At 37.7% G+C, this 12,834-nt stretch carries 15 protein-coding genes; all 15 read right to left on the bottom strand.

Translation table 11 applies throughout. The features are described from left to right. Positions 1-125: 125 nt before the first annotated feature. Positions 126-545 (bottom strand): nucleoside-diphosphate kinase, encoded by a 420-nt coding sequence (gene ndk / locus M2M59_RS05850; protein WP_066786060.1) that lies wholly within the window; start codon positions 543-545, stop codon positions 126-128. An 85-nt stretch (positions 546-630) separates the two neighbouring features. After that, positions 631-1,605: a heptaprenyl diphosphate synthase component II gene (gene hepT / locus M2M59_RS05845; RefSeq protein ID WP_184117504.1), complete on the bottom strand. Its 975-nt coding sequence runs from the start codon at positions 1,603-1,605 to the stop codon at positions 631-633. A gap of 20 nt (positions 1,606-1,625) precedes the next feature. Then, on the bottom strand, positions 1,626-2,330 hold the full coding sequence (locus M2M59_RS05840) for a demethylmenaquinone methyltransferase (protein WP_249775741.1): 705 nt from the start codon (positions 2,328-2,330) through the stop codon (positions 1,626-1,628). A 1-nt stretch (position 2,331) separates the two neighbouring features. Continuing rightward, the gene (locus M2M59_RS05835; protein ID WP_147193954.1) at positions 2,332-3,117 is read right to left on the bottom strand and encodes a heptaprenyl diphosphate synthase component 1; all 786 of its coding nucleotides are present in this window, start codon (positions 3,115-3,117) and stop codon (positions 2,332-2,334) included. A gap of 164 nt (positions 3,118-3,281) precedes the next feature. Then, positions 3,282-3,503 carry a trp RNA-binding attenuation protein MtrB gene (gene mtrB, locus M2M59_RS05830; protein WP_066786045.1) on the bottom strand — a complete coding sequence of 74 codons (222 nt, stop codon included), beginning with the start codon at positions 3,501-3,503 and terminating at the stop codon, positions 3,282-3,284. 61 nt (positions 3,504-3,564) lie between these two features. Continuing rightward, positions 3,565-4,170, bottom strand: coding sequence for a GTP cyclohydrolase I FolE (gene folE, locus M2M59_RS05825; RefSeq protein WP_147193956.1), 606 nt, complete (start codon positions 4,168-4,170; stop codon positions 3,565-3,567). 231 nt (positions 4,171-4,401) lie between these two features. Continuing rightward, a complete protein-coding gene (locus M2M59_RS05820; protein WP_066786039.1) occupies positions 4,402-4,674 on the bottom strand; it encodes an HU family DNA-binding protein in 273 nt (90 codons plus the stop codon). A 362-nt stretch (positions 4,675-5,036) separates the two neighbouring features. Beyond that, positions 5,037-6,515, bottom strand: a complete 1,479-nt coding sequence (gene spoIVA / locus M2M59_RS05815) for a stage IV sporulation protein A (RefSeq protein WP_249775740.1) — start codon at positions 6,513-6,515, stop codon at positions 5,037-5,039. A 94-nt stretch (positions 6,516-6,609) separates the two neighbouring features. Then, complete coding sequence (locus M2M59_RS05810) at positions 6,610-7,335, bottom strand: hypothetical protein (protein WP_249775739.1); 726 nt, start codon at positions 7,333-7,335, stop codon at positions 6,610-6,612. Positions 7,336-7,358: 23 nt separating this feature from the next. Continuing rightward, positions 7,359-7,580, bottom strand: a complete 222-nt coding sequence (locus M2M59_RS05805) for a DUF2768 domain-containing protein (protein ID WP_307723577.1) — start codon at positions 7,578-7,580, stop codon at positions 7,359-7,361. Between the two features lie 165 nt (positions 7,581-7,745). Beyond that, positions 7,746-8,762: an NAD(P)H-dependent glycerol-3-phosphate dehydrogenase gene (locus M2M59_RS05800; RefSeq protein ID WP_249775738.1), complete on the bottom strand. Its 1,017-nt coding sequence runs from the start codon at positions 8,760-8,762 to the stop codon at positions 7,746-7,748. A 28-nt stretch (positions 8,763-8,790) separates the two neighbouring features. Beyond that, positions 8,791-10,101, bottom strand: coding sequence for a ribosome biogenesis GTPase Der (der, locus tag M2M59_RS05795; RefSeq protein WP_249775737.1), 1,311 nt, complete (start codon positions 10,099-10,101; stop codon positions 8,791-8,793). 174 nt (positions 10,102-10,275) lie between these two features. Beyond that, positions 10,276-11,442, bottom strand: coding sequence for a 30S ribosomal protein S1 (gene rpsA, locus M2M59_RS05790; protein WP_147193963.1), 1,167 nt, complete (start codon positions 11,440-11,442; stop codon positions 10,276-10,278). Positions 11,443-11,525: 83 nt separating this feature from the next. Further along, the gene (locus tag M2M59_RS05785; RefSeq protein ID WP_066786023.1) at positions 11,526-12,119 is read right to left on the bottom strand and encodes a lysophospholipid acyltransferase family protein; all 594 of its coding nucleotides are present in this window, start codon (positions 12,117-12,119) and stop codon (positions 11,526-11,528) included. Next, the gene (cmk, locus tag M2M59_RS05780) at positions 12,120-12,794 is read right to left on the bottom strand and encodes a (d)CMP kinase (RefSeq protein ID WP_173668470.1); all 675 of its coding nucleotides are present in this window, start codon (positions 12,792-12,794) and stop codon (positions 12,120-12,122) included. Positions 12,795-12,834: the final 40 nt, after the last annotated feature.

Raw genomic sequence — 12,834 nt, 5'->3', positions numbered from 1 at the left:
TGCTCTTCCCTCTCTTTAGACCTAGGTTTATTATACCTAATTAGTTCCAAATCGGAAATGGTCTATTAATAGAGTTTGAAGAAAAATAAAAAAACTGTTCATTTGAGTGAACAGTTTTCTTGATATTAGTGAATTTCTTCTTCTGTGAAGAATAGACCGATTTCACGTTCTGCTGAAGCTAATGAATCAGAACCGTGGATCACATTGTGAGATAAAGTTGTTGAGTAGTCACCACGAATTGTGCCAGGTGCTGATTGCTCAGGGTTTGTAGCACCCATCATTAGACGAGCTACAGAGATAACGTTTTCGCCTTCCCATACCATTGCAAATACAGGACCAGATGTGATGAATTCAGTTAACTCACCAAAGAATGGCTTGTCCGCATGTTCAGCATAGTGTTTTTCAGCTAATTCTTGAGATACTTGCATAAGTTTAGCACCTTTTAGTACGAAACCTTTGCGTTCAAATCGATCAACGATGTCACCAACTAGTTGGCGTTTTACACCGTCAGGTTTAACCATTAAAAATGTTTTTTGGATAGCCATTAAATATTACAACTCCTTAAGATGTTCTAGGGTAAAAACCCTACTTGAAAATAGTATCATTGAACGCTTGAATGTTCAACAATTTTTAGAATTTGCGTTTCCCCATATATAAAGCAATATCTTTTAAAGACTTTTTCACAGAATTGGCTGGCAATTCTTCAATTTCTTTTAAAGCTTTTTGCAAATATAAGTTGCTTATATGATAGGCATCGTTGATTGCATTAGAGCTGCGCATTTTTTTCAAGAAAACTTGTCGTTCATCTTCTTTCATATCGCCGTTCAATGCTTTTTCAATATATGGCCGAATAGCTGAATCGTTTTTCGCCAATAAGACAGGCAATGTGATATTCCCCTGAAGTAAATCGCTGCCTGCGGGTTTCCCTAACTGTTTATCTGTAGCTGTCAAATCCAGAACATCATCAATGATTTGGAATGACATGCCTACATAGTAGCCGAACTTCTTTAAGTGATGTGCTACGCTATCATCTGCTCCAGCGGCTACAGCACCAAGCTGACAGCTTGAGGATATAAGCAATGCAGTTTTCCGTTTAATTCTACGGAAATAATCACGGATAGATTGGTTTAAATGCATCTTATCCTCAATTTGAATGATTTCTCCTTGCACAATTTCCACCATCGTTTTAGATAGAATTTGGTGAGCCTTTTCATTTTGAATATTCGTCATATATTCTAATGCCCTTGCAAAAATAAAATCACCAGCATACATAGCAACACGATTATTCCATTGGGATTTAACAGTAGGACGCCCTCTACGCAGCTCAGCGTCATCGATGACATCGTCATGTACAAGCGATGCCATATGTATTAACTCAAGTGGCACAGCTACGTTTTTCATATCATCTATATTATATTGGCCAAATTTTGCACCGAGCAACACAAAGACAGGTCGAATACGTTTTCCGCCAGCCTTCAGCAAATGGAGAGAGGCATCTTTCAAATAGTGTGAAGATGAATCCAACGCTGTTTCTAATTCTTTTTCGATGACTCTTATGTCTGATTGCAGATCAGCATAAAGAAGCTTTAACTTCATCTTTTCCACGCGTCTAAACATCCCCTACACTAAATTTCTTTTTTTATGCCCATATGCATAGCAGCTGCTCCGCCACTATATGATTTGTATATTACATTTTGTAAGCCCGCAGCTTCAAACATTTTTTTCAATTCTTTCATCCCTGGGAAATCATTTGCAGATTCTTGCAACCAAGAATATTCATTGAAACTTTTAGCAAAAAGCTTGCCAAATAACGGCATAATATAGTGAAAATAAAAGCGGAACAATTGTCTATAACCTGGAATTTCAGGTTGTGATGTTTCAAGGCATACAACCTTGCCGCCCGGTTTTACCACACGGTGCATTTCTTTTAAAACTTGCATATAATCAGGTACATTGCGAAGACCAAAGCCAATTGTTACATAATCAAACGTATTATCATCAAATGGCAGTTCCATCGCATTTCCTTGTATTAGCTCTATTTGTTTTATATTCTTTGTTTTTTCAATGCCTACATTCAGCATATTTTGGCTGAAGTCTAGCCCTGTGACATGGCCATTCTCTCCAACTGCGTCAGCAAGCGCAATTGTCCAATCTGCAGTGCCGCAGCAGACGTCTAGCGCATGAGAACCTGGTTTTACAGCCATGCGTCTCATTGTATCTTTACGCCAATTTTTATGCATCTGAAAACTAATGACAGAATTCATCTTATCATAGCTATCTGAAATATTTTCAAAAACAGCGTGTACGCGCTCTTCTTTAGATTGAGCCATTCTACTCAACACCTTTCATCGTAATCTGTGCCTCTACATTTACTTCAACATGCTGCAACATAAATGTTTTCACTTCATCTTGTAAGATCGGAGAAGCTGTAATAATACGTATTAGCCTAGATGAAAGGTTAGAGATTAGCCGTCTTAAAATTTGTTCATTGTTCATGCCTGCATACTCTTGCTGCTGTTCTAGTATTTTCAGGAATGGCGTTTTCATATGCTTTTCTTGTAAAGACTGTAATTCTCGTTTAAGTCGTTCCAAAACCAGTCCGTTTTTGACAATTTCAATATAACTGTCTAGATTAAAACGCTTCAAAAACTGGCACGTAATCGTTGATTCGATCACTTCTAGAATCTTATACCATTCATCCATCGAACGCTTCATAGGCTCATATAAAGCAGTCCTTGATTCGCTGCTCTTTGCGACAGCCTCAGACAATGAACGAACAAGCTCAATATCAGGAATTTTTGCAAGTGTTGCATAATACATACCGCTATAGTAATCGCCAGCAAGAACTGTTAGTTGCTGCCTTTTTGTGGCAGCATCTTGTTCGTTGATTTGTTCATGGCCATTCAATGCGGCATAAACCATAGCAACTGCGTTTACAGCCTGTTCTATTTTTTTCGGCCAATGTTCGCCGTTCAATTTTGGCAATAATATATAGCGAAGTTGTCCATCAAAAATAATTGGCTGGCCTGTATACTGCAGGAGCGTTCTATGATGCAATTTGGTTAATATATTATTTTTTGATTGTAATAAATGTTCTTCTAAAATTGCTGCATTCATAAACTTTTCTCCATTCAGTTCATTTCCTGTTGCTATACTGTATTACTTATCTCGTTCTAACAATGTAAAAGGCCAATTGGGGCTTTTTTCACCTAATGCTACAGCATGGCCCAATCAATCTTTCAACACCTTATTTTCCAGAGATAGTAAAACGGGCTATAATTTTATTTTTTCGCATCGCTTTCAACAATACCAAATGCTGTTTGAATCTCTGCTTTGCCTCGAATTTTCATCGCTGAAGTGTGTTCTGTAAATTGCGCGATCATTACTTCACCCTCGTCCAGTTTCTCTGAGTGGTGAAATTTTGTATCATTCCCGCGAGTCAAACCGATCACATGGACGCCATCTTCCTTTGCACGTATTACTACATAATCATTTTGGCCCATTTGAAGAGTCTCCTTGTATTCGAATTTCCTTTTCCTATCATACCATAAAAAAAGGCGTAAATTAAGCCATTTTAATGAATGATAGTATTTCTTGTCGTTTCACATCATCTTCTGAAAAGATTCCTTTTGCTGAAGATGTAACCGTTTTTGCACCTGGTTTTTTAATACCTCTCATAGTCATACACATATGTTCTGCTTCCACCACAACATAAACACCTTCCGGCTCTAGCATCTCCATCATTGTTTCGGCAATTTCACTTGTAATACGTTCTTGCAATTGTGGACGGTGTGAAATAGTTTCAACTGTTCGCGCAAGCTTGCTTAGACCTGCAACAACTCCATCCTTTGGCAAATAAGCAATATGTGCTTTACCATAAAAAGGTACTAAGTGATGTTCACACATAGAATAGAATGGTATATCTTTTACTAACACTACTTCATTATGCTCTTCATGAAAAACTGTTTTAAAATACTCTCTAGCATCTATATGAAGTCCTTGGAACATTTCTGCATACATTTTCGCCACACGTTTTGGCGTATCTAATAATCCTTCACGATCAGGATTTTCTCCTACTGCTTCAAGTATCATTTTTACTGCTTGTTCAATTTTATTTAAGTCAACATTCGAATTTGAATGATCAATTTTCTCTTCTTTAATATTAATCATGGTAACCCCCTATGCTTCTAAAAAAGTCTCAAAATGAGATTAACATACAAGACCTCTAATCGCAAAATATGAAAACGGATTTATTCCATTTTCTAAACTTGAATAAACGTATACTATTCTTAGTCCATCCCACTAAGTAATATCTTTTTATGTATAGTTGGTCCTGTTCACTCTTAATTATACAAAAAGAGTAGCCAGTTTTATTGGCTACTCTATGTAACAGATGCAAAATTATTTTACTGCATCTTTAAGCGCTTTACCTGGCTTGAATGCAGGTACTTTGCTTGCAGCGATTTCGATTTCTTCACCCGTTTGAGGATTGCGTCCTTTACGAGCCGCACGTTCGCGGATTTCAAAGTTACCAAAACCAATTAATTGTACTTTATCTCCCTTTGCAAGAGCTGCTTGGATAGATTCAAATACTGCGTCAACTGCTTTTGTTGCATCTTTCTTAGAAAGTTCTGCAGTTTCTGCAACAGAGTTTACTAAATCTGTTTTATTCACACCATTCACCTCCTCTCAAAAGGCATACCACTAAATCATGTAAAAAGATTATCACAACACTATTTACTGTGCAACAATATTTATACTTCATTTGTTGATTTTAAGCAAATAATAATGCCTGTCTTAACCAATATAGCATGTTTAAATGAAGTATACGACAGTAAAATATGTACAATTAAAGCAAATATATGATATCTCTTTTACATATAGATACATAAAAAACACCATAAAAAAAGGGCTACTTACATACTGTAAATAGTCCTTCATTGTTCCTTTTATTCAATTTATAAACTATTTTCTTTATATAGATAAATAAATCTTCAGTCCAGATTCATTTATTAAACGGCTAATATATATTGTATTTATAAAATAAATGTTACCATGCCCGAATCGCCTTTATTGACCATTTTTTCTATCGTTTGGCGCATTCTTGCTTTTGCATGTTTAGGAACTGCATCTGTCTTGTAAGCAATGCTTTCTTTCATTACTTCAAACAATGGTGTGCCGAATAATTGCGTTTCCCATAATGCATCCCGATCATGTAAAAAGGCATACGTTAAATCTTTCAGCAGCTGCTGACTATGGAACTCTGATCCAATCAACGGTGCAAATTCCGCTGCCATATCAATACGTAAAATATGATAAGATGGTGCTTTTGCTTCCATGCGGACACCAAAGAAATTATTCTGTTTAATAATCTCTGGTCTTGACGGTTCGAATTCCTGAAGGGTCGGCAGTGTTACACCATAACCATCCTTCCGTGCTTGCTCAATCGCTTCATGGAAGCGTTGATAAGATTTTCTCGCTTGTTGCGATTCTTTTATAAATAATAACCAATCCTTCTTACTTTGGATAGGCTCTTCCAGCCATTCGTCACAGATATTTTTGAAAATATCATTTTTCAGTTGTAAACTAATTATCGCATGCCCTAATCCCGCATCTACACTTTTCACCTGTGCTGACGCAATGAAGTCCTCATCAAGCAATTCTTTTGTCAAGCGTTCAATATCCCTAATTTTATTGACAGATTGCTTCCAATTGTCAATTGATTGCTTGATCAATTTATTTAATTCATGATTCTCTTCTAGTACATCTAACCAATCCGGTTTTTCCATTTCCAATTTTTTAATTGGGAATTCATATAATGCTTCTTCTAGGATATGTTTTATCTCATTTAGCGTCATTTGATCTACTGATGTAGAAATGACTGGTGCATTATACCTCTCATGTAGTTCATCACATAATTCTTTAGCAGTCGTATGCGCTGGCATTTTGCTATTCACTACAATGACAAATGGTTTGCCGATTTCTTGTAATTGATCAATAATATCTTGCTCCGCCTGACGGACAGATTCACGCGGAATGCCATTAACTGTACCATCAGTCGTCATTACAACACCAATATTAGCATGCTCTCGTATAATCTTGTCTGTGCCAATTTTAGCTGCATCTTGGAATGGAATCGGGTCGTTGTGCCATGGTGTATGTACCAACTTTGGTCCATTTTCATCTTCATAGCCTTTCACTCCATCAATAATGTATCCTACACAATCTGCGAATCTAATCTTAAAAGGCATATCCTGATTGCCTACTGAAATTTGCGCGCCATTCGCTGGGACAAATTTAGGTTCTGTTGTCATAATGACTGGACCAGGCGAGCTTTGTGGCAGCTCATCTTGTGCTCGTTGTCTTTCTTTTTCATCTTCCATATTCGGTAATACCATAATATCCATAACACGCTTTGTAAACGTTGATTTACCTACTCTTACAGGTCCTACTACACCAATATAAATATCGCCGTTCGTTCTTGTTGCCATTTGCTCGTACACTTCTTGTGACATGTTTTTCTTCCCCCTTTTTCTCAGCACTATATCCTATGCACGCAAAAAACGTTTCATGCACAAGTCATGAAACGCTTTTTAAAAAGGTAAATTATTATTTTCTTTTCGAATCTGTAAGAAATTCGACTTCTTGTTTGTCATTCACTGTATAAGGCAAAGAATAGGCAGGCAAAACCTCATAGTGATCCGATAAAAGGTGTCTGATGTCCTCACCACTTTTCACTTTTGGCTTTTCTTTATCAAGAATTCTTTGCAGTTCAATAGAATAATCAATGCAAATTTCGCCACTTCCTTTTACTATAAAGGGCAGATTGGTATTTGAATAAGGGCTAGGAACAGTAGGGGCTTGTTTATAGCCCATTTTTTTATAATCTATTTGATAAATATCATCCTTGATTTGGCCCGCAATTGGCACAAATCCATTCACACCTTTTTTAATATTCATCTCTCGGATAATTTCAGTGCCCCGCAGATCGACTAATTTTACTTTTGGCTTTTTGCTCTCTGCATGCCAGATTACATATTGATATATTCCACCCTTTTCAAAAGAATTGCCTGGAGCTTTCGGAATATATCCGCCGCTTATAAGCTTTGAAAAATCTATTGGGTACTTGATATATTGGTCTACATCTTGATCACGATTCTGAATCGGCAATAAGCCGCCTGTATCTTTTCTGAATTGATTAATAGTCTTTTGGACTGTTAATAGCTGTGCTTGATCTGGTACTTGATTTTCTACTTTCTCTTTATCTGGATACATACATCCGGCCAATACCACTGTAAGTAATGCAACAAATAATAATAAGCTATATTTTTTCATAAACTTTCCCTCATTCATTTATTTTAAAATGACATTACAACAAATACCATTGTCAAAAAGCCAATTATTAAAAAAATATACGCAATCAACGCGACAATTGAACTGATAATTCGATTTTTTATCTTTTGTCTGCTTAAATAAATGAGTCCTGATGCGACAAGCATAAAACCAATGGAATAAAAAGAAATCCACATCATTGTCATACCGGATATGCCTGTACTTGCAAGAAGCACTAAATTTGACAACGATACAACCACCTTTCTTATGTACATTCAGTCAAACCCTATATGAGATAGCCTAAAAAAATAAGAGATGGCTGCTGCTCACCTCTTATTTTGACTATTCACTAAATACGTAGAGCGTTGAAAATATCTTATGACTCCATTATACAATATGGATGTTAACAAAGTTTAGAGATAATACGCATCTAATTCTTGCTTTTTCACTCTAAGCATAAGTTCTTCCACCGTTTGGCGAGGGTTCTTATCCTCAAACAAAACGCTGTACAACGCTTCTGCAATAGGCATGGACACTTCGTACTTCTCTGCAAGCTGATGGGCTGCCTTTGTTGTACGAACGCCTTCTACCACCATGCCCATTTGTTCAAGAATCTCATCTAGTGTATACCCTTTGCCGAGCATATGGCCAGCTCTCCAGTTACGGGAGTGGACGCTTGTACATGTGACGATTAAATCACCCATGCCTGCCAGCCCTGAGAATGTAAGTGGGTTAGCACCCATTTTCACGCCCAATCTGGAGATTTCGGCAAGACCTCGAGTAATTAGGGCCGCTTTGGCATTATCGCCAAATCCTAAACCATCAACGGCTCCTGCAGCTAATGCGATAACATTCTTTAAGGCACCGCCTATTTCTACGCCGATGACGTCCTGATTTGTATATACTCTGAAATATTGATTCATAAATAAATCTTGTACTCGCTCAGCTGCTACTATATCTTCACATGCTGCTGCTACTGTTGTAGGATGATGCAATACCACTTCTTCTGCATGACTAGGACCTGACAACACTACAATTTCCTCAATAAATTCAGCTGGAATTTCTTCTTTAATAATATCAGATATGCGTAATAAAGTATTAGGTTCGATTCCTTTTGAGACATGTATAAAAAGGACCTTTTTGTCTAATGTCTTGAGCATTTTTTTACAAGTCTCGCGGATACCTTTAGTAGGCACAGCCATGACAACTATTTCCGCATGTGAAATTGCCTTTTCCATATCATCTGTCGCATTTAAATTCTCCGGCAAGATTGTTTCCGGCAAATATTTAGCATTCCTATGTTGGTTGCTAATTTCTTCCGCCTGTTCTTTTCTATGTGTCCATAGTAATGTATCATGCCCGTTTTCTGCTAGAACAATCGCTAATGATGTCCCCCATGAACCTGCTCCTAGCACTGCTACACGACTCATGTAAAAGCCCCTTTCTATTAAATAGTTATTAGTCCCTCGCTCTTGTAATCAACTTAATCGGCGTACCTTCAAAGTCAAAAGTCTCGCGGATTCGGTTTTCTAGGAAACGCTCGTAAGTAAAGTGCATTAATTCTGGATCATTGACAAAGACAACAAATGTTGGCGGCTTAATCGCTACTTGGGTTACATAGTAAATACGTAAGCGACGACCTTTATCTGTTGGTGCAGGATTTCTTGCTACTGCATCTGAAATTACTTCGTTTAAGATGCTCGATTGAATCCGCATGGAATGATTTTCGCTGACGCGATTAATAATTGGCAAAATGGAATGTACACGTTTCTTGGTTTTAGCAGACACAAAAATAATAGGTGCATAGTCAAGAAACTGGAATTGTTCTCTAATTTCCTTTGTTTTTTCATTCATTGTTTTTTCATCTTTCTCTACAACATCCCATTTATTCACAACAATAATCACAGCTTTACCAGCTTGATGCGCATAGCCAGCAATTTTTTTGTCTTGTTCTTGTATACCTTCTTCGCCGTTTAAAACAACCAGAACGACATCTGAACGTTCAATTGCTCGAAGGGCTCGAAGGACACTGTATTTCTCTGTTGTCTCATAGACTTTTCCTTTTTTGCGCATTCCAGCAGTGTCAATGATGACATATTCTTGACCATCAAATTCATAATTTGAGTCAATGGCATCGCGCGTTGTACCGGCAACATCGCTGACAATAACTCGGTTATCACCAAGAAAGGCATTAACTAAAGAAGATTTGCCGACATTTGGACGGCCAATTAATGAAAACTTAATGACATCCTCATCGTATACTTGTTCTTCTTCATTTGGGAAATGTTTAGCTACTTCATCAAGCAAATCCCCTAAGCCTAAACCATGTGATCCTGAAATTGGGAATGGATCGCCGAAGCCTAATGAATAAAAATCATATATCATATCTCGCATATCAGGGTTATCAATTTTATTAACAGCTAGTACTACTGGTTTTTTTGTTTTGTATAAAATTTTGGCTACATGCTCATCTGCCAATGTTACGCCTTCTCTTCCATTGACCATAAAGATTATTACATCTGCTTCGTCCATGGCAATCTCTGCTTGATGGCGAATTTGTTCTAAAAACGGCTCATCTCCTATATCAATACCGCCAGTATCAATAATATTAAAATCATGTGTAAGCCAGTCCGCAGAACTATAGATTCGGTCGCGCGTCACACCTGGAATATCCTCCACTATGGACACACGTTCACCTACAATTCTGTTAAAAATAGTCGATTTACCGACATTTGGACGGCCGACAATTGCGACAATCGGTTTCGTCATTTTAAATTCATCCTTCCAACTTCTTAATCCTATTATACAACAAAAAAGGTGATGGCATCTGATCTGTCACCATCACCTACAATTCAAGTCAATATATCTTTATTTTATCAAAAAACTGATGCATTGCAAGAAAAAACAGACGCTAGAACGATTCTTTGCGTCTGTTTCTTTTAATTAGTTATTTTTTGAGAAATTTTTCAGTTGATCACCAATCACATCACCGAATGAAAATCCATTTGTTTCTTCTGGCATTTCGTAGTCTGTTACTTCTTCTTCAGCTGCATTATTTAGTAATGCTTTAATGCTAAGAGATAACCGTTTTTCGTTTTGATCAACGCCCAGAACCTTCACTTCTACCTCTTGGCCTTCTTTTAAAGCTTCATGAGGAGTGGAAATATGATTATGTGAGATTTGTGAGATATGGACAAGTCCTTCTACACCTGGGAATACTTCGATGAAAGCGCCAAAACCAACTAGGCGTTTCACTTTCCCTGTAAGAACAGCACCCACTGGAGCTTTCTCTTCAATATTTGTCCATGGGCCTTCTTGTGTTTCTTTAATAGATAAAGAAATACGCTCTTGTTCTGGATCAACGGATAGAACTTTTACTTTAACACGTTGTCCTTCAGAAAGAACGGATGCCACATCATCAATATGTTCGTGAGATACCTGAGAAATGTGTACAAGGCCGTCAACGCCACCCAGATCTACAAATGCGCCGAACGAAGCTAAACGCTGAACAGTACCTTCTAGTACATCGCCTTCATGAATACCACCTAACACTTCGCCTTTTTTCTCAGCTTTTTGGGCTTCTAAAACTGCGCGGTGAGATAGGATTAGACGGTTTTTCTCTTCATCCATCTCTACGATTTTGAATGTTAACGTTTTTCCTTTGTAATCGTCGAAAGATTCAACAAAGTGATCTTCTACAAGTGAAGCTGGTACAAATCCTCGAACGCCTAGATCAACGACAAGGCCACCCTTCACTACATCTTTCACTTCAGCTTCAATTATTTCGCCGTTATTAAATTGTTCCTCTAAAACTTTCCATGCCTTTTTCGCATCAACTTTGCGTTTTGACAACACGTATTGACCAGGCTTTGCATCATCGGGTTCTTCAACTTTTGTTACGATTAATTCTAATTCATCATTTACGGAGACAGCGTCAGAAGCTTTTTCCACATGCAAGCTAGATAGCTCGCTAATTGGCACTACGCCATCAAACGGTGCACCAGCTATAGTGACGATTGCAACTTTATCTTCCACTCGTTCGACCTTGCCTTTTACGACATCGCCTTCACGGATTTCGTTTACTTCGTTTAAGTTCATTTCTTCAGACATATGTAATCCTCCTTCACAATGTATAATTCCTATTTTATAAGAATTTGCTAGTAAAAACAAAAATTAACCCTTATAATCACATATTATTTATTTTCAGGATGATGTTCATTTAGCAATAGCTGGATATGATCCATGATCACTTGTGTTACTTCTTCCGCTTTTGCCTTTGTTTCTCTGTACGGTTCCATATCGATTGGTTTACCAAATACAACTTTCACTTTTCTAAACGGTTTATATGGACCTATGATGGCACATGGAACCACATTTGCATTTCCTCGCAATGCAAAAAAACCAGCGCCCGAAAAACCTTTGCCTAGTTTACCGCTTTTATTGCGAGTACCTTCTGGAAAAAGGCCAACAACTTGGCCGTCTTTTAATGTATCAATTGCAACTCGCAATGCTTGCCTATCGCTTAAACCACGCTTCACAGGAAATGCATGTACCTTAGGGAGAATGGATTTTAAAATAGGAACTTTAAAAAGCTCTTCCTTTGCCATAAAGTTGACCGGTCTTGGTGAACAAATACCCACCATTGGAGGATCTAAATTATCGATATGATTTGAGCATAAAAGTATACCGCCTTCTGCAGGAAAATTTTCCTTTCCTATAACTTCCATGCGGTAGATTGGCTTTAGTACATTAAACACAACTGTTTTAGCAAATTGGTAAAAGTCCATTTAGCCCATCCTTTCATTAGCTAATTCCAAAATAGTTTGTGCAGCTTCAGAAATAGAAAGCTCTGTTGTATCAAGGAAAATGGCATCTGGTGCCTGAATCAACGGAGAAGCTTCACGCTCACTGTCTAATTTATCGCGTTTTGCTATTTCAGATTTTAATTGTTCCAATGATGATTCAATACCTCGGTGTTTATTATCCTCATATCTTCTCCGAGCTCTTTCTTCCACTGTCGCTGACATAAATACTTTTAATTCTGCTTCTGGCAGCACTGCGGTAGCAATATCTCGTCCATCCATTACTACGCCGCCCTGCTTTGCCATTTCACGCTGGTGATCTACCATAATCTCTCGCATCGTTGCATGACTAGCAACTTTCGATACATTCTTGGTCACTTCATTAGAACGGATTTCTTCCGATACATCTTTCTCATCAAGAAATACAAGTTGTCCATTGCTTGAAGGCTTTAACTGGATCTTCGTATTTGTAAGCAAATCAGTAATGCTTTTAGCATCTTCTAAATTTATATGTTCGTTCAATGCTTTTAATGTAAGAGCACGGTACATTGCGCCCGTATCAATATAAGTATAGCCAAGCTTTTCTGCCACTATTTTGGCAATTGTACTTTTGCCGGCCCCTGCAGGACCATCAATAGCGATTTGTATATTCATCTTCAAATGTCAACCCCTTCTCTCCGTCATATTGTAACACAGAAAC

Source organism: Rummeliibacillus sp. G93, assembly GCF_023515935.1.
GTDB lineage: Bacteria > Bacillota > Bacilli > Bacillales_A > Planococcaceae > Rummeliibacillus > Rummeliibacillus stabekisii.
Note: the sequence above shows the minus strand (reverse complement) of the source record. Positions and strands in the feature narration are given on the sequence as shown.